The organism is Spirosoma profusum (assembly GCF_014699005.1).
Lineage (GTDB): Bacteria > Bacteroidota > Bacteroidia > Cytophagales > Spirosomataceae > Spirosoma > Spirosoma profusum.
Genome location: NZ_JACWZY010000059.1, coordinates 1 through 22,336, shown reverse-complemented (window position 1 = coordinate 22,336; position 22,336 = coordinate 1). Strand labels below are relative to the sequence as shown.

Genomic DNA, 22,336 nt, shown 5'->3' with positions numbered 1-22,336 from the left:
TTTAAGACAATTGTCTTATTTTTATAGACAAATTTCCTAGCTAACCCATTTATCTATGTTAGAGACACCAGCACCGCCCGCTCCTGCACCCGTAGCACCGCCCGTCCAGCCCGCAATTGATGTGCCGACAGCGATTTCAGTGCTTCAGCAGGCGGGTCATCATGTATTTCAGAAAGGGTATGCATTCGATAAAGAACAGGCAGAACGCGATCCGTTTTTAGGCCCAATCCTCTCAAAGGTTATCGGGGATAAGGTGTCAGAAATAGGACAACGGGCCGATCAGGACGTATTCGAGTCAACTGGTATTCCTAAGCAGCATAAAGACGAAAAATGGTACGAGTACATGAAACGGGCGGCCGCTACGCTTAAAGAACAAGCAAAGGCAAACCCCGACGTGAAAACCATCAAAGACGATTACGAAAGTCGCCTTTCGGCTAAAGACCAGACAATTGCTGAAATATCACTGGTTAATGCGCTTGGAAGCCTAAAACTAAATGTTTCTGAGGATGCTCTGGAATCGCAGCGTGAACTACTGACTATGCGTGCACTATCCCTGCCGCATCGGGTTGAAGGACGTACAATTGTCTTTCAGAAATTTGCCGATGACGGCAAAACACTGATTGATGTTATTGATCCGACAACAGGCGTAGCGATGGAGCCTAAGAAGTTTTTGGAGGCCCAGTTCAAGCAGTTCCTAAAAACCGAAGACCCGCAACCACAGGGTCCGGGCAAACCACCGAAGCCTGCCGACACCAACAAAAAAGTACCAACGACCATTGACGAAATCGGAGCCGAACTGTTAGCGGAGGGCTTTATGCCCGGCCCTGCATTCACCGCCGAGGTTCAAAAGCGACAGGTTCAGTACGCCATTACCAAGTAAGTTCAGTACAAGAGTCCAAGGGGTGGACGATTGATTTTTAGTTTTCAATCATGTCAAACCGACCAATACCCAGCGCAAAGGGGCTGTCATGGGTGAGCGTCACAACCTCACACAGTCATGCCAGCAGGCTTGCCACTCACACTGCCCACTGCGTACACAGCAGCCGTTGGGCGGTACAATACCGCTTCACTGGAATTCGAGAAGCGCAAAGATGAATACAACGCCTTAGCCGCGTTTATCCGTTCGTCGCCATCCCTGTTGTCGCAAACCGACATCAATCAGGAGAAACAGTCGTTCGAGCGCCCCTACCAGATACCTGTCATCAAACGGGTTGCTATCAACCTGGTCGATGGTCGTATCTGCGATCTGGACGGTCAGGAAGCCAGCACGGATATGGTAGTAATTACCTTCACCGTGAAAGGTTTCCGTATCAAGGTGCCTACCGAGATGCTGGATCAGAACTACATCAAGTACGTGGACTTATTGTCTAACCTGTTGTATAACGCCTGGCACGCCTGGTATCAGTTTATGGAAATTAACTCCATCAACTACCTCGAATCCAGCAAAACCACTTCGCTCGTCGCTGAACCGAATTACTTCACCCAGGATGGCGCAGCTTACGTGGGTACGATTGGCATGCCGTTCTATTCGGCGGTTCGGTACGTTTCGTCTCGCAACCTGCTATCGGCAAACGGTCAGCTATTGGACGTAATGTCAGGAGCTGGCATGGTGACGCGCTATCAGATGGGTGCTTATGGAGCCAACAATAGCGTCAATCAGGCTATGTTTGTCGGGGGTGCCGATCCATACCCATCCAACTTCCTAACGCCCGATGCCGGTTTTCAGGAAACGCACTACCTATTCCCGGTGGGTGCCGTTGGTATTTACCACTGGTTGTCCCCCAACGCGGCCAACCGTCACGTACATATCCAGCAACAAGACTACTGGTGGAGCGAGAAAGATCCGATGTTCGGTTACTTCAACGCCAGTGTTCACTTTCAGGCAAAGTGCGTGGAGAAAACAATTGGCTATTCAGGTGCGGCAGAACCAACGTACTACGACATCTACGAATACACCATTGATTCTTCGTTCAATAAGTCGTACACGTCGGTAGCGGGCGAATCGCCAATTATCAAATATAATTTGGCACCACCCGCAACCGTCTAGTTTATCAGGGGCTAGCCACCCCTGATTTTTTCAAACACAACTAAAGAGACAGACATGAAAAAATACATTGCTATTATGTTGCTGGGTGTGCTAGTCCTGCTTAGCGCTGGAGCCTTCGCCCAGCAGACCATCCCAACCGCCACCCGCGTGTTTTCTACAACGGTATCGGGCAAAGTACTGGTTCACGTTCAGGCGGGCACGACGGGCCGTAAAGTGGTACTCAATAAAGGGGATGCTGTGCCGGTGGCGAGTAAAACCACGCTAGGTGCGAACGTTGCCATTGTCAATAAATACACCGGCAAAACCATCTGGGAAGGACGGGCGGGTAACGTCACCATTACCGGCGTATCCAGCACGACAGCCACTAAGGATTCACTAAACGTGAAGTGGCTGGAAGATAATTTGTAGAGGAGGGAGTAGTAGTTACCGGCATAGCCCAATGCTGTGCCGGTTTTTCACACGCTTGTAGTTCAAGGGTAGAACGGCGGTCTCCAAAACCGTTGATGGGAGTTCGAATCTCTCCGGGTGTGCTAAACAAGGTTATTGATGTACAATGTAACCGACGTTACTGAATCACTGCGGGGCCTGGTCGGCTTTCGGCCTCACTATGACCAGAACCTAAGCGACCTGGAGTCGGATGTGATCGAGTCCAGGTCAGGTCTGTGGCTGGATAAGGCGCACCCATTGCTGACGGCTCAAATCTTAACAAAAGCGGCACTGCTTGCTCCGCCGAAGGATGAGAACGGCAATTCAATGGCCGATGAAGACCCGCTATCGTTCCTGATTCGCCAAACGCTGGACGATTCAGTGGCAGCCGTAGTGAGTGGTGTGGTTACCCGTAAACTCCTGCGTGGTGAAGCCAAGCGGCTCCTGAAAATAACGCCCCTTTACGACGGCGAAGGCAGTATTTCGGATTTGATTCAACCCGCTAACCGGTTTGTCGGGCTCCGCATTTCCATGCAGGAGCGCGAATTTGCCTTGCAGATCACCAAGCTAGGACTACAATTCACCGGACCTGTCACGAATTTACCCATATATATCATATCCGGCGAATCAGGCGAGAAAGTGCTAGCCGATACGGTAAGCACTACCTATTCGGGCCGTATGCAGTGGCTTTCGGTTAATATTACCCTGGCAGGTTCGACCGTGTACTACATCGGCTATGATGAAGCTGATTTACCATCAGGTGTTCAGGCAGTTCGTAGAAGTAAAAGTATTGGCGATATAAACTGTGGAGGCTGCTCGCCCGAAAACAATCGGTTATGGGGCAAATGGAAGCCGTTCTATAGCATCAGTGCCGTTCGGCAGGACAATGACGGTGATCCGTTCGATACAATCAAAGAGCAGAACTACGGTATTAACCTATACATTTCCGTTGGTTGCGATTTTAGCGATATTCTGATTGAACAGCAGTTGAATCTAGCCGAAGCCATCCGGCAACAGGCCGTGGTGAAGCTTTTGAATGAACTGGCCTACTCGCCACTTATTACCACCGTCGAGCAACAGGTGAAGCAAAACGCGATGTACGCACTGGAAACCACCGAACGCCCGAAACTGGAAAAACTACTCGATGCGCTGGATATTGATCTGTCGGGCCTAAGCAGTAAATGTCTGCCCGATACGCAGGATGTGGGACGGGTTCGACGAACGACTTTATGGAACAGGTGAGTCATCCAAAGAAAGATGAACCTCGCCTTTATGTTCACGAAGGCAAAGGTCATTATATCGGCTCTGTTGTGGTCGTAATTGCCCATAGTGAATCGGAGGGCTGGCAGTTGATACGGGATTATCTGGATTCAAATGGACTAAGCGAACCTGTTAACATGACCAAAACCGTAAATCTCACCTCAATACATTCTGAATTGATTTACGCTCAAAACGGAGATTATTAATGACCGCAGCCCTTGACCAGCTTGACCGATTGTACGCACTTCCCGTCGAATCAATCGCTACGGTAGCGGTAGAACGGCATGAAGACGAAATCACGGAGTTTAACAGGGAGCAGTTAGATAAAGGGCTGGATAGTGATGGGCGAAGTTTGGGCTCTTACGCCAGCCGAAAGTACAAAGGTCGGCTTCGTCCGGTCGATCTGCTGGACACAGGAGCCTTTCGCGGCTCCTTTAACGTGGACGCCCAAACAGGCGGGTTTGTTGTGGATGCAACGGACAGTAAAACTCAGAAGCTTACCGCCAAATACGGTAAAGCTATTCTAGGTGTGTCGGATGAAAACAAGCCCGCTATTGGCGAGTGGATAAAAGACGAACTGATTAGCGAAATAGAGCAGGAGTTATGATTACAGAAGATAGGCTAAAAAAACTCACTGAATTAGGTATTGACATTGAGCCTGAACAGGTATTGAGTCAATTAATGAAGGCTACTGCCATGTTCTATGTATGGGATACGCCAACACTGGAACTATACGGCAAAAACCAATTCAAAGCCTATTTGCGATCAGATGATCCACGAATTAAAGATGGGTCAGGTTTTATTAACGATTCGCCTGAAAACGCACTGGCTGATTTAGTGATTCGCATGGCACAAATGAAACCCTCTGATTCTAAATGGCAAGAAGCCTATTCTCATAAATGACCTACACCACCTCCACCGACTTAGACAACAAACTCCTGCCAACGCTGACCGCACTGGCAGGCGAGTTGCCGTTTCTGTCACGGCTGTACGGTCGGTGCCGGGTCGAACAGGTGAAAGGAGTCGATAAACTGGCTACCATCGACAAAGACAAGCCGCGCCGACTCCCGCTATGGTGGAATTCGGAAGGCAAGACGAATATTCCCGTTGTGCCCGACGAAAACGAGCCGGGTTTGCTGTTCTTTATCACCACTGGCGTTGAACGGCCCGAAGAATGGCAGGAGGGGCAAAGCTATCTGGCAGGCTCCTATACGACCACCTACCCGCTGGCTTTACTTTGCTGGTACAATGCCGAGCAGGCGCAACTGAGTCAGGATGAGGTGAAACGTAAAATCCTGTTCGCATTAGGCCGCAACTACGCATGGAAAACAACGGCGATTGAAGATCAACTCGCTACGCGGGTATTTCGGGAACTGGACTACGATTTTCAGAATCACACGTATTTGCTCTACCCGCACGTAGGCATTCGCATTGAAGGAGAATTGACTATAACCGAGACGCTATGCAGTTAGAACACTTGCGCGAGTTCATGCCAATGATTTGCTTCATGGCATTATTCCTGTCAGGCATAATGTTTGTCTTGAAAAAGTGGGGTATTTTCAGTTTGTATGCAGTTTACAAACCAAAATGGATGCCTCCGGCTGACTGCTATTTCTGTATTAGCTTCTGGCCGTCTTATTTTGCTTTAGTGTGGCATTTAACTGGATTCCTGAAAGCGTTTACAATTGGGATGGCAGGAACAGTACTATTATTCTCCTTCATCTTGGCTATCTGCATCGCTACCCTTTCCTCCTTCATTTGTTCAGTCATCATTCAACCGGAATCATGATTAAAACGGGCATCATACTTGGCGAAGAGAATAATTTCCCAATCTGGCATAAGTCGGCTGGACTGGCTAAGAGTCTGTCAATCGCATGGTGGCTATTTGAATTCACAGGATGGAAGCAACAAGGCCAAAACTACCCAGATATGGCGTATGTGGTTGAGACAATCGATTGGCCCGAAGGGGATGAGTATTTTCCTTGTGACAACAGAGAATTGTTTATTCTAGAGAACCGATTGATAATGAACTGACATGGTAGTTGATAACGAATTCAATATTGGCGACATAGTCTATCTAAAAACAGACTCAGAACAAAAACCTCGCATTGTCACCAGATTCACAGTGTCACAGTCTGCAATTGTTTATGAGTTGAACCATAGCACAGAATGTACTAGTCATTACAATTTTGAAATCTCTAATGAGCGGGATATTCTCGTTGCTTTAAATGCAAACCCTGAATCATAACGACCACACCCTGCGCTACTACTACTATCTGGACGAGTTCCCGGCAGAACGTCGTAGCTACTTCACCCGCTACCTCATCGAAGCCAGTGAACTCGACAGTACGCCCGAAGCACTCTCGGAACGCATTGGTAGTATCATGCAGCTAAACGCAGAGAGCCGCACGCAGGACGTTCAGGTAGCGCTTCAAAACCTGCTGTTCTCCCTGTCTGCCATTCGGATTGGCTACGCACCGGACGAGCTGGCTTTTGGTGCGATTCTGCACGATGTGGACGGGGTAGCGGTTACGGATTTTTCCCCCGATGGACTCAAGAACCTGCTGCAACCCCTGCAACTGCCATCGGGCACCATTGCCGGTATCATCGAAGAGGTAAAAAAAAACTTTCGTCGGAGCGGCAACGCTATTTCCCCCGTTTTGCTGGGGATATACAACTAGGTTACAAAGACTACGTCGACGCGCTGATTCAGGATGGATTGGAGGATACGCCCGAAAGTGCGGCCCGGCTCGAAGCCGTACAACGGGCTGTGTTTGAGCAACCCGCGCCAATGGTACTTATGCCCGGTGACGAAGAAAACGCGGCTGAGCGCGATAAAAAGGCAATGGAAAGCCTGTTTTCGGCACTGGAAGAACGCGGGGTGAGTAATCCGAAGAAACTTAGTGAGTTTGAGCTATACGCCCGTCTGGAAGAGTATCAGAAACAGGCGAAGCGGGAACGGGATTAATTACTATCTTTACCTTATCCAAAGAGGCTGGGTATTGTTCGCAAAGGGGCTGCGATGCTACCACTATAGCCCCACTCGTTCTGTATGCGAGTCAACCGCCCCAATCTGCTGTCGTGGTACAATACCGCGCCCGATACAACCTCACTCCCCACCTTTCGTTCCGATTGCCGTAAGGCTGCGCTGATTACCTATATCGGGGAAGTGACCCAGTTCTACATGAACCTCAAAACACCCGGTCCTGTCGTGGCGGACGATCCCACCGTGACGCTGGTCGAATACCGAACGGGTGGAGTAGCCACGGAGGTGTCCGCTGATTTAGGCTTCGATCAGATTGAACTGGGTGTTTCCAATCCGTTCGGCTCGATGCTGTGTCCCGATGTTGTGCCGGGTCTGTACTACTGGAAAATCGAATGGGGTTCCCGCACGTGGACCTCCGCACCCATTGAGGTGATTGAGCAGCAGGAAGCCAAACAGGTAAGTATTCGGGCCGAGTTGCACCACCGAAAGGCTGTGCATGGTGTTCGCTATCCATGGCTGGATTCAGACTATATGTGCCGCTTTCGCTTTCGGGCGATTCGCGTGGGAGCGCCCCAGTATCCGGTCGAAACCAGCAGCTACCGGGAAGTTAGTACGGGCATTGTGCGTAACTATAACATTGCAGCGGACAAACTCGTCAAATTTCAGACCACGCCCGCCGACCCGGATTTGCTGGAAGGCATTCAGTGGATGCTGCTGCACGACACGATACTGCTGAACGGTATATCCTACACCACGCGGGAATTCTTAACCTCTCAGGCCAAAAACAGTAACCTGGAAAACGGCACCTTCGCGCTGATTGATAACTCTTACGCTACCTCTCTTTACTAATCATGGCAAAACAGCGCATTGAGTACCAGGACATGATCGATCTGGACGGCTATAGAAAGGCCGTTGCGGAGTCGAGGGTAGACATGAAAGCGTTTGCCGATGACGTAAATAAGTTGTTGGCGACCATGCTACAGAACTCTGTGGCGCTTAAGTCAGAATTAGGCACGCTCTTCAAGGCCAATCAGGGCAACAACTCCAATCAGCAGCTACAGGAATACGCCCAACGGGCCGCTGGATTGAGTCAGCAGGTAAAAGACCAGAATCAGGCTACTCAGCTACTAACCCAGACGCAAAAGCAGAATGAGGCTGTTATGGCTACGCTATCCACCCGGCTCGAAAAACTCATTGCTGAATACGCGCAGCTTGAACAGGGTACGGGGCGAAATAAGACCAAAGCCAAACAGCTTGCGGATGAGATGGTCAATGTGCAGTCTCAAATGGACAAACTAGCTAAGGTGACTAAAACCACCACCTCAGCCGCCAAAGAGATAACCGGACAGTACAATAAACTCCAGCACGAATTAGCCGAAGCCCGTAAAGAGTTAAAGGCAATGGACAACGCTTTTGACTCCAATACAGGTAAAATCAATAAGAATAATGCCGCTGCTGTCCTGCTGGCAAACAAAATCAACACCGCCGATACCTCGCTTAAGAAAATGTCTGCCACAATGGGGCAACATCAGCTTAAAGTTGGTCAGTATGAAAATGCCTTAAGTGGACTTGCCGGTGGCGGAGTAATGGGGTTGATTGGTAGCTTCGGGTTGTTGGGTCTTGCCCTTACCAAAGTTATTGAGATTGGCGACAAGGCGCTGGAAAAAATGGGCGAGTTTGAGCAGCTACGGGGGGGATTGAAAGCTGTAACGGATGGGTCGCGCGAACTGGGACAGGTGCAGCAATTCCTTGAATCTACCGCCGATAAATTAGGAATTAGATTTACTGTCCTTGCTCAAGCCTACAAGGGAATCAAAGTAGGCACCGAGGGAACAGCTCTTGAGGGAGCGAAGGCCGAACGCATTTTTAAGGCATTTGTCACTAGACTCGCTGAACTGAAAGTGCCTGCTGAAAAAGCCGAAAAGGCACTGCTGGCGCTGGAGCAGATGATTTCCAAAGGCACGGTTGGGGCTGAGGAATTGCGCCAACAGTTAGGTGACGCCATGCCGGGAGCGTTCAAATTGTTTGCTGATGCCGCTGGGGTAAGCACAATGGAGCTAAACGACATGCTCAAAAACGGCGAAGTGCTGGCCGTTGATATACTCCCTAAAGTAGCCGACCAACTGGAGAAAACGTTTTCCGGTCAGGCCACCGCCAATGTGGAGAGCCTGGCAGGCGCAACCGCCCGACTTGATAACCAGACGGGCCTATTGCTGGATACTTTCAACCAGCAGGCGGGTATTACCGGCTTTTTTGCTAAGATTAAAAACGGGATCGCTGACACACTGGCGGCTATGCGACTGGCCGTAAAAGATGGCGACTGGCTTACATTCTTTAATTCATTTGGTCGCCTGTTTAACCCTGGAGCGATTTTTACAGGGGTTGGTAGTTCGGATGCTTTAAGCCAGGAACAGCAACTACAGGCGTTTAGGGAGATGTCAGCCGGTATGCGTAAGGCAAAGCTGGATATGCTCAAAGAGCAGGCGGAAAGTGCCAAAAACGAAGCTGATTTTCTGGCACAGACACCGGCTCAGAAAAAGGCAGCAATGGAGCGCTATAAAGCCAATTTGGAAGAATACAATAAGCTCTATCGGGAAAATATCAAGCTACAGGCAAAAGACCGGGCCGATGCTATTGCCCAGGAGCAACGCGAAAACAAGGATGCTCACGATAAAAAACTAGCCGACCTGAAAACCCGCGCTGAAGAGCTGTCACTGGCCGAACGCAATGCGCTGATTGCCCGCTACCAGCAACAGATTAAACTGGATCAGGAACTGGTAAAAAAACGGCCCGATTTAGTCAACTCCCTGAATGCAGACATTGCCGCCAATAAAGAATATATAAAAGTACTGGAAGGCGTCAATAAGGCAAAGGCCAAATCCGATGCCGCCGACGCGAAACGTGATGAAAAAGACCGGGAACGCGATGCTGAGCGTAAAAAGCGGGAAGCTGAAGCTGCCCAGCGTAAGGCCGAACAGGAAGCGGAGCAGAAACTTCGCGAAGCCCTTGCCGCTAATAAAACCAACACCAACGTTCAGACATCGGGACTGGAAACTTCGTTTGCATCGGGGGCTATGTCGGAAGCGGAGTACATCAACCAGCGCATGACCATCTTACAGGATGGTGTTTTGCGGGAGCAGGAAATACTTAGAAATGCCGGGAAAGAGAACACCACTGAATACGCACAGACGCAGCAGGAGTTAAACGACATTGCTACGGACTACATCAAGAAGCGCAACAAGCTACAGGAGGATGCTTTTAAGGTTGCCCTGAATGCCACCAAAGATGCCATTACCTCAGACGGGCGGTTCATCGAGTCAGGTTTAAAAGATCGTTTGGCTCAGATAGAAACAGCCTACGACGAAGCGAGGGGTAATATTGAATTTCAGGTAGCCAGAGGTCAGATTACCGAAATGGAGGGCGATAAACGTCAGCACGATCTTAAACTACAATACCTCGATGATATTCAACGCGCTGTTTTGGCTGCCGCCGACACGCAGGAGCAATTGATTAAAAAACGAATTGAGCAGTTACGCGCCGAGGGTAAAACAGAAGCGCAGATTGCCGAAGCGTTGCAACTGGAAAAGATCGCTATTGAAAAAACGGAGCAGGACCGCGCCGACGCCGACGCCAAACGAGATAAAAACCGATCCGAAGAAGTTGCCCGCAAAAAGATTGAGGATGCTAAAAAAGTGGCTGAAGCCAAAAAGCAACTGGAGCAAAACTATTTCGAAGTGGCAACGGCGGCTATCAACGGATTCTTTGATGTGTCTAACGCGTTCCGCGATCAGGATTTGTCTAATCTTGAAAAACAGAAAGAACATGAGTTAGAGTTGGCGGGCGATTCTGAATCTAAAAAGGCGGAAATCGAAGCCCGCTTTGCTCAGAAAACAAAGGAAATCCGTAAACAACAGGCGTCCGCCGAAAAGGCACAGGCGATATTTAACATTGCCCTGTCATCGGCTCAGGCCATTGCTAAAACATTAGCCACAGGCGGACCATTAGCTATACCATTGGCTATTTCCATTGGCGCATTGGCAGCAGTACAAGCAGCAATCGTGTCGGCTAAACCAATTCCCGAATTCTACAAAGGTACTAGTGATGCCCCTGAAGGCCCGGCCTGGGTTGGTGAACGTGGGTATGAATTGATTGAATCCAAGAAGGGAGGTAAGTCGCAATATAGGCTGGCTGCTGAGAAGCAAATAGCCTACCTCAACAAACACGACCGGGTTTATACCCACGCAGAAACGAAACGAATCTTACAGACCAATCAGGAGATTGCCAGTGAAGTACGTAGCGCGCCGGGGGGTAGTAGGTACGTGCCTCCTGTTGTTGTAAATAGTGGCATTACCAAAGCTGACCTAATGGAAGCATTTGGCTCACAACCCGTTCAGGAAAACTATTGGGACGACAAGGGGTATCGTCAGGCATTGCGCGAAAAAGAGCTGCATCGTATCTGGAAACAAAACTACCTAAGTTTGCCGAGAAGTAAGCACTAGTTGCAACTGATTTTTAGTTTTTGTATCGTTGCGACAAAAACTAGATACATGAAACACCTGTTCTTATTTCTATTCCTTTCAAGTAGCGTTGTTTATGGTCAGGCTGGCCTTTATGGTACTAAAATCAAAGGTCCGCTAATACTGCCTAATGGACTAAATGTCAATGTGGGAGATACGGTACACTTTGGAAACGGCACAATACCAAACGGCGATTTTAAGTACATAACAAACCCAGCCAATGTTTTAGTAGGCTTGCAGGAAAGTCCATTTCCTTATTCATGGCGGGGTCGGTCGGCAATAATCAACGCCATCAGAACAATGGAGTCAAAACGCTACGGGAATAAAACGTATGTTGTTGTGAGCGCGGGCAGGAATGCTATGATTGAAATTATTCCGGCTATTGAATTTGGAGAAGTAACAGCAATAAACGATGAGCCAGTTGGCCCTGTGAAACAAGAATCAAAACCAGCCACTACTGCTTCCGTTGCCGATGAACTACTAAAGTTAAAGCAACTATTGGATGCAGGAGCTATCACGAAAGACGAATACGAATCACAGAAAAAGAAATTACTTAACTAGATTTGCACTACCCGCTAGGGTACTTCGCACGAAAAACGTCAGTTCGCAAGGATTGGCGTTTTTCTAGTTTAGCAAAGCCAGTAACTTCTCATACCTTGCCAGCAGGTCATAATACCGCTCTCCGTGCGTACTGTTTTTGGCGACCTCTACCGCATCGGTAACGATCTGACTCATGTCATGGAACGCTTTTAGCTTAATCTCATCCTGCTTGTCTCGTTCCTGTAATATACCCTCCATGATTGCGACCTGCTGAGCCGCTTTATCAACCAGTTCCTTTGCTTTAATCTGGTACTGCTCAAAATCCCGTTGCAGTTGTTCGTATTCGGGCCGGTAGTCGCGAACAACCGGAGCGGGTTTGTTTTGCGAGCGGGCGAACAGGTAGCCGATAACGGCACCGATGATGAGGGCGATGAGCATAATTATTCTTTGACTTTGATTTCGTAATACCGCTTTAGCACCGAATACCAGAACTTATAGTTACCGCCTAATAACCGTTCCTGCCTTTTTTTATGATGAAGGGTCAGCAAGAAAACAGCCTCCTCCTGACCCGATGCGGCAAATTTATTCGCGAAATGCAATAGGCTTAGTAGTTCATCTTTTACATTCCGTCTTTTTGGTCGGTGCTGGGTTGGTATCCATGTTACAAATTCCATAGGCACAAGTTACTAACTTTTCCTTTATCTTTACCCTACTCAAAGAGGCTGAGGACATTTACCGCTAAGGGGCAGCGCGTCCGATTTGCCTCTCTTCAGCAGATGGCTCTGCCCGCTCCGTTTTTCCTGCCCGATCTTCTCCACGGCAATGCCGTTCCTGACTACCGGCTCTCCGATGCGGTTAGTACCTTCACGCTTCGTCGTATTTCCACCGACACTACGCTCGTCATTCACGAACCGCTAGGCTGGGATGCCTCCGAATGGACGCTGGAACGGGACAAGACCTGGCACGGTTTAAATTTCGAGTTCGTGGGCGAAGAAATGAGTTTGAAGTTTCAGCAGGAGGAAGCCGTTACGTTTTTAGAGAACGCCTACAAATCCGAAGGCCCGGACGTCGACGTGCGGCTCACCTGGTCACTCTCGGATACCACTGGCTCCCTGGAACTGCAACACCTGCGGCTCAACTTTGCCAAGCGAAACCTGAAGGGGGGCGAGTTCAGCATCACCGCCGAGCGCGTGAGCCTGCACCCCGACATTCGGGCCAAATGGGACGTGATGCTCAGTATGGATCAGCGTAAGGCACTGGTTAACGATGCTGCCGGTACGCCCATTGCGATAAGTCCACCCGCCCCGGCTCAACTCCTGCTTCACGCCCAGCGCATCAAACAGACCACCGAGATAAAAACCTCGCCCAAGCCACCCGACACCGACTGGCAGAGCTTTGATAACGAAGGCGGCTCACCCCTGTTTGGGGGCGATCTGCTCCCAACGGGTCAGAACGTGGCTTACCGGGTGTTTTACATCACCTTTCCGTTTGAGTCCGAACGGGCCGCACCGGGTGAAGTACAGACCTTTAACGGTTCATATCTAGCCATATCCACCGACGATCCACGCACCAAAACACCACATTTGCTCACCAAAACGGACGGGAAATACACGTTCAATGTCAATATTGATTTTCAGGTCGACGCGAGATTACAGCGTAGGGATATATCCCTGTTTCCGCCGAAAATCGTGGACTTCTCGCTTGTGCTGCGCATGGTAGTGGGTGAAACGATTTACGAACTGGCTACGCCGATGATTGGCCCCGCCTATCTGCAAAGCCAGCTACAGCCCAAACGCATGAAAGGGCAGTACCCGCGATTGAGCTATCCCATTACGCTGGACTTACCCAAAAATACGCCGGTCTGGATATTTTCCGCGCTGACCATCAACCCCGATAGGCAGAACTGGAAAGGCACCGACGTTCGGGCTACCGTATTTTCCTCTTCCCTCAGTATCATTGCCAACACCACCGCTCCGCCCTCGCTCACGCCTGCCTACCCCATCATTGACGTGCTTCGCCACTACGTAGCGTGTCTGACGGGCCGGGGAGATGCGGTGCAGAGTGCGTACTATTCACCCGAAAGCGACGACCAGCCCGCAGCCGGGGGCGGGAGTCGGCGCATGGAAACCAATGGCTATAGTTTGCGGGGTTTCGTGGGTAAGCCCATGCAGGGGAGCCTGCAAAAACAACTTTCCAGTTTGCAGGCCATCGATGCCATCGGCATGAGCTACCTGCCCACCGATGATGGGGATAAGGTTGTTATTGAGCCCATTGCCAACTGGTACCGTGATACCCAGGTGCTGGAGCTAACCAGTTTTACGGTTATCGAAGACAGTACGTCACCGGAATATCTCTATAGTAAAGCCAAAATCGGCTACGCGAAGTTTCCCGACGAAGGCCCCCAGGTGCTGGATGAATTCAATACCACCCAGGAATACGTCTTACCCATGCGGGAAGGGGACACCTACGATCAGGTGTCCGATCTGATTGCCTCGGGCTACGCGCTGGAAATGACCCGGCGGGTTCAGTTTTCCGACAAACCGCAGGACTCGACCACCTATGATGATGATGCGTTTATCATCTGCACCACCGGCTACGGTGTACTCACACCGGGCGATACGAGTGCAACCCGGCTCGTCACCTTCGGCATGATTGCCCAGAAAGCCACGCTGTTTATGACCTACGCGTCACAGCCCTCCTGGCTCACCAAAGGCATTACGTTCCTGGTGGAAGGTACGGCCCTCAACAACGGACTGTTTCAGGCGGTATCGGTCGACAGTGGTGAGCTGTTTGGCGTAAAGGTAGTGTGGCTGACGCTGGATCGCCCGATTCAGACCGAGCAGAACGTAGAGGCTACACTGTCGATCAACTCCAACGGCATTTATACCGCCGAGCGCAACGAAAACTTTGCGGTAGTCGAGGGCGTCGTTGATCCGGCTACCACGTACAATCTCAGGCTCTCTCCCCGCTACAACTTTCTGCGCCACAGCCGCTACATCGCGGGCGGTTACGTGTATACCAATGGAAGTCTTCCTGTTTCGTGCAGCTTCGCCAAAAATAACGTTGGTCTTCGAACCCAGCTGGCCGACAACGCCGAAGGGGACGAGAATATCGATATTCGGCGGCTGGTCGGCCACAGTGATGCGTTGAGTGTTGCCGATTTGCGCAATCCGCTACGTGCCCTCTGGCAGCCCGAAACCATCAAAATCGAAGCGCCATTAACGATTGACCAGATGCTTTATCTGCGCAGTTGTTACCAGGGCATTCATCCCGATGCGACAAAGCACTACGGGTACATAAAGCTTACGCAGGGGGATAGTTACGTGAAGGGCTTTCCGCTCCAGATTCAGTTTTCGGTAGCGACGGGGAAGGCCGTATTGACACTACTTAAAAAATCATTATCTTTAAGCGAATTACAAGGGCAAAGGGGCTGCTCGTTCTACGCGGATTACGTTTTCAACACGTTCGAAAATGCCGCCGACGTAGACAACTGGATCGAACAATGCACGTTCGATACTTTCCAGTAAGAGCCCCCGACTACGCCCATGCCGACGCCCCGGCGCATTGCTCCCACTGACAGTCTGGAATCGGGTTTCCGTAGCGCACACAATGATACGGCTAGTTCGGTGTCAATTTCCGGTACGCTCAGCTCATCGGGACTCGTTACCTTCAGGGGGCTGGATAATGTCACGCTCTTCACCATCAATCTGGGGCAATACCTCGCCCTAAAGAGTGAAATTCCGCCCGAAAACGGGGGCGATCCAGTCGAATACAATTCCGCAACCGAACTGCTGGAGGGGATTATTCGGTTGGCTACAGCCGCCGAAGCTCAGGACGGCACCGATCAGCACAAGGCCATTACGCCCGCCACGCTCACGTATGTACTGGAGCTTTTCAGGGGGACACTTAACCTGGCGACAAACCTGCTGGACCTCACGGAGGCATCCGTTATCGACGGTACGCGCGCACAGGTTGTCGACAAGCTTGGCATCATCGGTGAAGACCTGAAGCTATTAAACTTCTTTAAGTCCATTGGTCTCTACGGCAGCAACACCAATAAAAACCACTACATCGACCCGGCGGACTTCACCCAGAACGGGGATTATATCCGAAACATCAACAACGACGCCTTTCTAACCTTTTTTGGCCGGGCCCCGGACGGAGCCGCCATGATTCAGGTAGAAGGCAACAACTACATTAAAGTTTTCAAGGACGGCAGGGTCTTTTTTTCCGGTCAGGATATTGACATGCCGGTCGGAAATCTCCTGACAAAAACCTTCGCCGTCAATATGGCACCACTGCCAAGCCGGGCCGTTCGCTTGGTCGGGGTGTACGAGCAGAATCCAGTCACGGGTGAATACGAGCTAAAGCTGCAGCCCATTGCCGATTTCACCGATGCGCAGTTTGCCTACCAGCCGATTGCCAAATTCAACGAAAAGCTCAGCAAGACACCTATTCCCGGTGACGCCCGTAAGGTGCTGGAAATACTGTGCTACAATGCACCATTAGCGCAAAAAGACGAGAAGGACTTTACGATTACCCCTGAAAAGCTGGGCGTACCACAGCCGCATCCGCTCAACGTAGCCGGTAGCCACATCTTCCCCAGACTCATCAATAGTGTCAACAATAAAGATGCACTGGACTACATGACGGTGGTTTTCTCCAGTTCCCCGCCGTGGACCTTCACCGTCACGGCTGACAGTCCCGCTACGACCGATTTCAACGGTAAACTAAACCTCAGACGCATTTACGACTAAGCCATGTCAACACCCAGCTTAATAAAAGTATATCGTCTAGCCTCTGAAGCCGTTCTTTCGGGAACCGATCAAGGGACGCTGTACGCCTATTACATATTACCACAGGGCGTAATGGTGAATCTTGAGGATATTCAGGAGCCGCTTCGGGATGGACTGGAACGCTACATGGGCAATCTGTCCGACCTGCCTACGGATTGCGATTTACCCGACCCACCGGATGAGCCAACTGTCCCCGGTGACGATGGTAAACCCGTCTGGAACACCACCGCTTCGTTTCGAAAATTCATCAAAGGCCAGCTCTACGAGGAGGAGCTTCGCTTTAGCTTTCTCACCCCGGCAGCGGGTAAGACCATTACGGGTTTTGGTGACAACAATTCACTGCCGCCGTTCCTGAGCATTCAGACCAGACCCAATGACAACCCGGTCCTGCGCGGCACCATACCCGCCGATTACGTACCGAATGCGATCAATTTTACCCTGCACGGCTTTCAGAGCGACGGCAAGGTGTCGGCGGATAAATCCTTCACGCTGGAAACCGATTCGGCTCCCGCCATCGGTGCCTACCTGATTGCCCAGCCCTCCGACCGTTCGCTGCTGCTGCTGATCCGGCCCGAATCCATCGGGGGTGTCGCTAAGCCCAAAGTGCGCTTTGTAGCGGGACCTGCGGGCTTCGATGCGCGGCAGTTTGAGGCCCGTCAGCAGTTTCGCTCGGTGGGCAGCACGATCTATAACTTCGACCACACCTGGCTGCCGGTTGCCAATGGCGAATACGCGGTGGAGATTCAGCACAACACGCTCACCAAATACCTGAAGATCATCTGGAATGGAACAGCGATACTGGCTGAACAGACGCTATTGGATACCCAGCCGAGCGTCAACAACAATGGCGGGGTGGGGACGGCGATCACGGTGGCGGCAGTGGACCATGAGTATGTTATTGACTCTCCGGGCAGTCTTCACCCCGACCGCGTACATGTATGGGTGAAGCTATCGGCACCCGACACGGCGCAGTATGCCTTGCAGGTTGTCAATGGTGACGGCAGCCTGTCGCCTTCCACGCCGGTATGGGCGGATATGTATACCCCGCTGACTGGCGACGCGAAAGGCTACCAGTGGACGCTGGATGCCTTCCCCGATCAGCGCCAGAGTTTCCGGGCCAAAACCAACCCCTCACAGGTGGTTGTGGTTGGCCCCGGCATGCCACAGGACTCTCAGCCCTATCCCCGCAGAACCGTCTACCCCATCACCGGGGGCGGCAATAATACCGGCGACCAATCGGGTACCAACCTCAGCGATACGTTCACCTACAACGAATAAGCACCATGACAGTAGTTCGCGCCATAGCCGAGCAGACCAGAGATTCGGGCGGAAACGTTACCGGCACCAAATATTATAAAGAGTCGGTGCCCGGTACCGGCAATTTCGATACCGAGATTTCCAATCCATCGGGCAAGACCAATGCCCGTTTTGGACGCCAGAAGCGGACGAAGTACACGCTGGAGCCACCCCGGCAATCTAACCTGGGCCAGTTCGGTACCAACCTGACCTACGCGCCCCCCACCATATTTGGCCTCTCGATCGACTTCAATCCCGGCCCCCTGACTCCCGAGCAGCGCGAAGCGCAGGGCATCAACATGTTCAACGTCTGGACGCTTTCCAACAGTGAAAAGCTGTCGCTTCCTGCCTCCAAAGGCTTCTATTACTTCACCGAGTCGGGCCTGCACGGCCCCTACGAAGGGGCGCTGTACTTCGAGCGCAGCTTGCCGGAGTACCATAACTGGCTCATGAGTGCCGTACCCGCCTGCGGAGTACCGGGTGGCTCTGATCCCTACGCGGGGCGATGCATTCCCAACATCGAGTCGTCTAACGACTGGAAACGTACTCACTACGGCAACCGCAACCACTGGCCCAGCTGGGAATCCAGCAAGAACCATGAAGTTATACTCGAGTCATCCGCCGCGATAGCTGAATTTGGCCCTAAATGTACCGTAGAGCAGTTATTCAGCAAGCCCGGCGCTCAGTATGCCGAAGAGGGCGTTCGACGCTCGAACCGGCTGGTACTGCTGCATAAGGTTATCAAACAGAAAGGGTATGCGGGGCTGGTGCATATCTACGGTTCCTGCGCCTATCAGGGCAACCCCCGGGTCAGCGCCCTTGCCGAAATGGGGAGCCAGTTCATGGTCACGGCCAATTGTGACGTATCCAACATCGGCGGCTCCTCCTCGGGTAACATTACCCTGAACGGACAAAGCTACGTACTGACGGGCAACCAGTACGACCACGAAGACGCTACATTGGGCTACTTCTACAACAACCGCTTCGATATATCGGAGCAGGATTATAACGACATCTGGAATAGCAAACTGCCCCACACCCAGAACTATCCGCATTTGTGGAGCAAGATGTTTCCCACGCACGTAGTGGGCCGGGAAAAGGCGTTCTGGCAACTGGTACGGGGTAAGATGCTGCATAACCAGCGCACGCTCAGGGGCATGATTCGTATGGCTGAATGCGTCTACGAGGCCGATGAGTGCTGTTACGTCAACAACGCCCCCCGGGGTGTTCGCGCTCCGTTTGGACAGTTATTCAACACCTTCCCTGAACTCAACGACTCCCCGAAGGTCTGGCAGCCTCCGCACGATTTCTACAGCACCTACATGGTGGCACGGTTCTTCGGGGGTAACGACGAGAATAACGGATTACACATATTCCCCTCCAACAACAACAGCCGGGTGCGGGGCGATCTGAACTCCTCGGACTGGGCCAGTTTCAACCACGAGCTGCACACCTACACCGCGCTGCTTCAGGCCCGAAAGGACATGCAGGCGCTGGAAGGCTTTTTCCCCGGCTCCTCTTTGATTGAAGACCCGGAAGTCAAGCTCAACGAAGCCGGCTCATTCAGCGCCTATAGTGGCGTAGTGGCCTACAACGACGCCGACGGTGGCCCCATCAACGCGGGCCAGAAACCCGCCGTGATGTTACGTTACAAAGTTCTGCCCGGCATTGGCTGGACGGTCTGGATACTGATCGGCTCCCCGCAGGGCTACAATGATTCCAGAACCGATCTGATCCGCGTCTCTGCCAGTGGGCTTAACGGGAATATTTTCAAAGTCAAATCCATCGGCTGCGAGGCCCAGTTGCACGAGTTCGTGGTCAAGTCGAGCGATTCGGGTCAGACTTACGAGGCGATCAATACCATCGTGCTATCCGAACGCAAACCCGGCTACGCGGGCAGAATTCAGGCTTAATACAACCCACCAGATGAAACAGCTAACCAGTATACTTCTATTCCTGCTTCCTGCGCTGGCGATGGCGCAGACGTTTCCGATTGCCCCGCCCAAAACGCCGATTAATTCCGGCACGATTCAGTTAGGCGTGAAGACCGACGGTAAATGGTATACCCGCAATGCATCGGGCGTCGAAACACCGTTTTTGATAAGCCCCAAAGCCAACGGGCTGCCTATTACCAAGTCGATGTCCGACGTGCGGAGCCTGTCGCTTACCTCCAGTGAAGCCCCGCTCACTATCAACATGAGTCAGGGCCTGCAATCGGGTATTTTCATATTACGGGCGGGCGATACGACCACCCCGGCGGATAGTGCGATCTATGTGCGCACGGCCCCCGTAACCGGGCTCCCTTCGGGCCTGCTGTACGAGCGGTTTGTGCAGGATTACTACACGCCGGAAATGTTTGGTGCGGTGGGTGATTCGCTGACCGATGATTACGTAGCGCTCAGGAAGGCGGCTCAGTTCTGCAACCGGAAAGGAAAAACCCTACTGCTGCGAAGCTATTACGGCTGTTCTCAACCGATAGTGGTGAATCTGGCAAACGGAACGGGCTATCTTTTTACGGGTGGCCGTCGCTTTTCGATGAAAGGCATCGGCATGAGTACCAGCGGCATTCGCTGGCTGGGCGGCAACGCGACGGTGTTTAAGCTCAACGGTACGGGCGACGATAACGTAGAGTTATCCGACTTTCGCATTTTCCCCGCTGACGTAAACGCCAGAGTAGGTACCGGACTGGAGGTGAACTGGCAGAGTAATTTTAGCCTATCCAGAATCCACATTGGCTTTTTCAATCGCAACCTGAACCTGATCGATGCAGGTGAAGGCAAAGTAGACGGCTGCGTGTTCGACTGGGGCAATGAGGGCGTGTTTGCGGGCCTTAGTTCGCACGGCGTGGCTCCTAACGGTATTTTGTTTTCCTCCACTGCCTTCAACTCCAACGGCAACTACGGGCTCTATATCGAAAACGGCTGCAACAACACCATTCAGACCTGCCGGTTTTTAAATAATGGACATGACGTAACCAAATCCTACCGCAACGCCTTTCGTAACCAGTATACCAGCTTCAACGGGGCCGTATCCACAACGCTTTTGGGCAATTACTTTGAGGGCAACCGCTGCCCAACGACGGTTGAAATGATCCTGGGTCAGTTCGACGCGAGCAAGCAGAACGGGGGCGCTACACTCATCATGGGCAACACCTTCAACCGGATCGGCAAGCAGGGCGATATTGTCAACGACATTAAGTTTAGACCCCTTAATCTAATCAACAACGGACCCATACAGGCCATTACGATGGTGGGCAACTCCTTCACCGGCTACCCCATCGATACGGTCACGTATGTATCCAGCCCGACCAAGCCGCGTGTTGCCTATGACATTGGACTCAACGCGTTCAATAACTACGTGATTTTCGATATGAACTATTACATGTTCCCCAATGAGGCACCTGTCGAAACACCGGGGTATGTTCGCCATAAATACCGGCTGGCGTCCGATCAGATCGACTACGTAACCGAGCTAAAAAACAAGCCGACCATTCCCACCACGGCGGCTCAGGTGGGTGCGGTGAGTCTGACCAATTTTGACTCCTATACCACTACCCAGCAATCCCTGGATGTAAGCCAGAACACTGCTATTAGCAACAACACCAACGCAATTACTTCTCATACCAATACGCTCACGCTGCACACGAGTCAGATTAACAGCGTGAGCACAGCAATCGGCAATAAACTCGACATCTCCACCTATACCACGTATTCGGCTACTACAGCGTCATTGATTGCGGATAAAGTAGCGGCCAGCACTTATAGCAGTTATACGGCTTCTGTTGGTTCACAGTTGGCATCAAAGCTTGATATTAGCACGTTCACTTCCTATTCAGCGGCAACGGTTACGCTCATTGCCGACAAAGTAACTGCCAGTACATACAGTTCCTATACCGCAGGTGTAGCCTCAACCCTATCGGGAAAGCTAGACATCAGTACGTTTACTTCGTACTCAGCGGGCGTAGCGACTGCGCTTACGGGAAAGATTTCCTCGACCGCCGGAACAGGTGTCAGCACGACACTGACCACGCCAACTTTGCTTACATTAACCGCGTCGGGACTTGCCACGATGGGCGCCATTACGGCTAGCGGGGATATTATTCGCACGGGTTATCAAACCACGGAATCGCAGCTAAAAGTCGGCAGCCTGGAAGCGCAGAGCATTTCATTAAACAGTGCCTTTGTCGGGGAAAACATCTTCTTTAACGGAACAGGATTCCAGCGAAGAGCCACCGGGCCGGGGGCGATTATCTACTTTGCGGGGAGCGAGATACAGTTCCGCTTTGCGGTCTCCAACACGGCGGGCACCACCAGTGGGGGCATGGCTAACAACGCGCCGTTTAAAGTTACCGTGGACGGCAAATGGGGGTTTGGTTCCACGCTTACCTGGATACCGAACACCTTCACCAACGCTAAAGTGTCCGGCGATGACAACGGTATGTACCTGAGTGTCCCCATGACGACCTCTT

General features: G+C 51.6%; 22 protein-coding genes and 1 tRNA gene. 20 read left to right on the top strand and 3 right to left on the bottom strand.

Translation table 11 applies throughout. From position 1 onward, the window contains the following. Positions 1-55: 55 nt before the first annotated feature. From IC229_RS33230 to IC229_RS35580, 15 genes are all read left to right on the top strand, one after another. Positions 56-880, top strand: coding sequence for a hypothetical protein (locus IC229_RS33230; protein WP_190893018.1), 825 nt, complete (start codon positions 56-58; stop codon positions 878-880). Positions 881-997: 117 nt separating this feature from the next. Further along, positions 998-2,047 carry a hypothetical protein gene (locus IC229_RS33225; RefSeq protein WP_190893016.1) on the top strand — a complete coding sequence of 350 codons (1,050 nt, stop codon included), beginning with the start codon at positions 998-1,000 and terminating at the stop codon, positions 2,045-2,047. 54 nt (positions 2,048-2,101) lie between these two features. Next, complete coding sequence (locus IC229_RS33220; protein ID WP_190893015.1) at positions 2,102-2,455, top strand: hypothetical protein; 354 nt, start codon at positions 2,102-2,104, stop codon at positions 2,453-2,455. Between the two features lie 51 nt (positions 2,456-2,506). Beyond that, positions 2,507-2,577, top strand: a tRNA-Trp gene (locus tag IC229_RS33215). A 16-nt stretch (positions 2,578-2,593) separates the two neighbouring features. Next, on the top strand, positions 2,594-3,715 hold the full coding sequence (locus IC229_RS33210) for a hypothetical protein (RefSeq protein ID WP_190893013.1): 1,122 nt from the start codon (positions 2,594-2,596) through the stop codon (positions 3,713-3,715). Further along, positions 3,703-3,939: a hypothetical protein gene (locus IC229_RS33205; RefSeq protein WP_190893012.1), complete on the top strand. Its 237-nt coding sequence runs from the start codon at positions 3,703-3,705 to the stop codon at positions 3,937-3,939. The genes IC229_RS33210 and IC229_RS33205 overlap by 13 nt, the downstream gene beginning before the upstream one ends. Further along, the gene (locus IC229_RS33200; protein WP_190893010.1) at positions 3,939-4,340 is read left to right on the top strand and encodes a hypothetical protein; all 402 of its coding nucleotides are present in this window, start codon (positions 3,939-3,941) and stop codon (positions 4,338-4,340) included. Before IC229_RS33205 ends, IC229_RS33200 begins: the two co-directional genes overlap by 1 nt. Continuing rightward, positions 4,337-4,636, top strand: coding sequence for a hypothetical protein (locus IC229_RS33195; RefSeq protein ID WP_190893009.1), 300 nt, complete (start codon positions 4,337-4,339; stop codon positions 4,634-4,636). Before IC229_RS33200 ends, IC229_RS33195 begins: the two co-directional genes overlap by 4 nt. Continuing rightward, positions 4,633-5,205 (top strand): hypothetical protein, encoded by a 573-nt coding sequence (locus tag IC229_RS33190; protein WP_190893007.1) that lies wholly within the window; start codon positions 4,633-4,635, stop codon positions 5,203-5,205. Before IC229_RS33195 ends, IC229_RS33190 begins: the two co-directional genes overlap by 4 nt. A gap of 178 nt (positions 5,206-5,383) precedes the next feature. After that, positions 5,384-5,767 (top strand): hypothetical protein, encoded by a 384-nt coding sequence (locus IC229_RS33185; protein WP_190893005.1) that lies wholly within the window; start codon positions 5,384-5,386, stop codon positions 5,765-5,767. Between the two features lie 194 nt (positions 5,768-5,961). Continuing rightward, on the top strand, positions 5,962-6,414 hold the full coding sequence (locus IC229_RS33180; RefSeq protein ID WP_190893003.1) for a hypothetical protein: 453 nt from the start codon (positions 5,962-5,964) through the stop codon (positions 6,412-6,414). A 38-nt stretch (positions 6,415-6,452) separates the two neighbouring features. Continuing rightward, complete coding sequence (locus IC229_RS33175; protein WP_190893001.1) at positions 6,453-6,701, top strand: hypothetical protein; 249 nt, start codon at positions 6,453-6,455, stop codon at positions 6,699-6,701. A gap of 84 nt (positions 6,702-6,785) precedes the next feature. Then, positions 6,786-7,568: a hypothetical protein gene (locus tag IC229_RS33170; protein WP_190892999.1), complete on the top strand. Its 783-nt coding sequence runs from the start codon at positions 6,786-6,788 to the stop codon at positions 7,566-7,568. Positions 7,569-7,570: 2 nt separating this feature from the next. Next, a complete protein-coding gene (locus tag IC229_RS33165) occupies positions 7,571-11,218 on the top strand; it encodes a tape measure protein (protein ID WP_190892998.1) in 3,648 nt (1,215 codons plus the stop codon). A gap of 48 nt (positions 11,219-11,266) precedes the next feature. Beyond that, positions 11,267-11,797, top strand: a complete 531-nt coding sequence (locus IC229_RS35580) for an SHOCT domain-containing protein (protein WP_223834358.1) — start codon at positions 11,267-11,269, stop codon at positions 11,795-11,797. Positions 11,798-11,860: 63 nt separating this feature from the next. Here the strand turns inward: IC229_RS35580 and IC229_RS33155 are convergent, their stop codons facing one another. Together IC229_RS33155 and IC229_RS33150 are read right to left on the bottom strand one after the other, a co-directional pair. Further along, entirely contained in the window at positions 11,861-12,214 is a 354-nt protein-coding gene (locus tag IC229_RS33155; RefSeq protein ID WP_190892996.1) for a hypothetical protein, read from the bottom strand. A gap of 2 nt (positions 12,215-12,216) precedes the next feature. Further along, positions 12,217-12,450 (bottom strand): hypothetical protein, encoded by a 234-nt coding sequence (locus IC229_RS33150; RefSeq protein ID WP_190892995.1) that lies wholly within the window; start codon positions 12,448-12,450, stop codon positions 12,217-12,219. A 102-nt stretch (positions 12,451-12,552) separates the two neighbouring features. Between IC229_RS33150 and IC229_RS33145 the strand changes: the two genes are divergently transcribed. From IC229_RS33145 to IC229_RS33135, 3 genes are read left to right on the top strand one after another with little or no spacing between them, the layout of a single operon-like run. After that, entirely contained in the window at positions 12,553-15,303 is a 2,751-nt protein-coding gene (locus IC229_RS33145) for a hypothetical protein (RefSeq protein WP_190892993.1), read from the top strand. Positions 15,304-15,321: 18 nt separating this feature from the next. Beyond that, positions 15,322-16,533: a hypothetical protein gene (locus tag IC229_RS33140; protein ID WP_190892992.1), complete on the top strand. Its 1,212-nt coding sequence runs from the start codon at positions 15,322-15,324 to the stop codon at positions 16,531-16,533. Between the two features lie 3 nt (positions 16,534-16,536). Beyond that, positions 16,537-17,850, top strand: coding sequence for a hypothetical protein (locus tag IC229_RS33135; RefSeq protein WP_190892990.1), 1,314 nt, complete (start codon positions 16,537-16,539; stop codon positions 17,848-17,850). Here IC229_RS33135 and IC229_RS33130 read toward each other — a convergent pair. Further along, positions 17,838-18,308, bottom strand: a complete 471-nt coding sequence (locus IC229_RS33130; protein ID WP_190892988.1) for a hypothetical protein — start codon at positions 18,306-18,308, stop codon at positions 17,838-17,840. The genes IC229_RS33135 and IC229_RS33130 overlap by 13 nt on opposite strands. A 9-nt stretch (positions 18,309-18,317) precedes the next feature. Between IC229_RS33130 and IC229_RS33125 the strand changes: the two genes are divergently transcribed. Beyond that, positions 18,318-19,781, top strand: coding sequence for a hypothetical protein (locus IC229_RS33125; RefSeq protein WP_190892987.1), 1,464 nt, complete (start codon positions 18,318-18,320; stop codon positions 19,779-19,781). Between the two features lie 13 nt (positions 19,782-19,794). Then, positions 19,795-22,336, top strand: a 2,542-nt coding sequence (locus tag IC229_RS33120; RefSeq protein WP_190892985.1) for a hypothetical protein, incomplete at its 3' end; no start/stop codon positions are given.

Coding starts and splice junctions, on each gene's coding strand:
- IC229_RS33165 (WP_190892998.1), top strand. CDS start 7,571: ATGGCAAAACAGCGCATTGAGTACCAGGACATGATCGATCTGGACGGC.
- IC229_RS33155 (WP_190892996.1), bottom strand. CDS start 12,214: ATGCTCATCGCCCTCATCATCGGTGCCGTTATCGGCTACCTGTTCGCC.
- IC229_RS33225 (WP_190893016.1), top strand. CDS start 998: ATGCCAGCAGGCTTGCCACTCACACTGCCCACTGCGTACACAGCAGCC.
- IC229_RS33125 (WP_190892987.1), top strand. CDS start 18,318: ATGAGTGCCGTACCCGCCTGCGGAGTACCGGGTGGCTCTGATCCCTAC.
- IC229_RS33220 (WP_190893015.1), top strand. CDS start 2,102: ATGAAAAAATACATTGCTATTATGTTGCTGGGTGTGCTAGTCCTGCTT.
- IC229_RS33180 (WP_190893003.1), top strand. CDS start 5,962: ATGCAAACCCTGAATCATAACGACCACACCCTGCGCTACTACTACTAT.
- IC229_RS33130 (WP_190892988.1), bottom strand. CDS start 18,308: ATGGTACTCCGGCAAGCTGCGCTCGAAGTACAGCGCCCCTTCGTAGGG.
- IC229_RS33195 (WP_190893009.1), top strand. CDS start 4,337: ATGATTACAGAAGATAGGCTAAAAAAACTCACTGAATTAGGTATTGAC.
- IC229_RS33190 (WP_190893007.1), top strand. CDS start 4,633: ATGACCTACACCACCTCCACCGACTTAGACAACAAACTCCTGCCAACG.
- IC229_RS33230 (WP_190893018.1), top strand. CDS start 56: ATGTTAGAGACACCAGCACCGCCCGCTCCTGCACCCGTAGCACCGCCC.
- IC229_RS33170 (WP_190892999.1), top strand. CDS start 6,786: ATGCGAGTCAACCGCCCCAATCTGCTGTCGTGGTACAATACCGCGCCC.
- IC229_RS33145 (WP_190892993.1), top strand. CDS start 12,553: ATGGCTCTGCCCGCTCCGTTTTTCCTGCCCGATCTTCTCCACGGCAAT.
- IC229_RS35580 (WP_223834358.1), top strand. CDS start 11,267: ATGAAACACCTGTTCTTATTTCTATTCCTTTCAAGTAGCGTTGTTTAT.
- IC229_RS33135 (WP_190892990.1), top strand. CDS start 16,537: ATGTCAACACCCAGCTTAATAAAAGTATATCGTCTAGCCTCTGAAGCC.
- IC229_RS33205 (WP_190893012.1), top strand. CDS start 3,703: ATGGAACAGGTGAGTCATCCAAAGAAAGATGAACCTCGCCTTTATGTT.
- IC229_RS33210 (WP_190893013.1), top strand. CDS start 2,594: ATGTACAATGTAACCGACGTTACTGAATCACTGCGGGGCCTGGTCGGC.
- IC229_RS33140 (WP_190892992.1), top strand. CDS start 15,322: ATGCCGACGCCCCGGCGCATTGCTCCCACTGACAGTCTGGAATCGGGT.
- IC229_RS33150 (WP_190892995.1), bottom strand. CDS start 12,450: ATGGAATTTGTAACATGGATACCAACCCAGCACCGACCAAAAAGACGG.
- IC229_RS33200 (WP_190893010.1), top strand. CDS start 3,939: ATGACCGCAGCCCTTGACCAGCTTGACCGATTGTACGCACTTCCCGTC.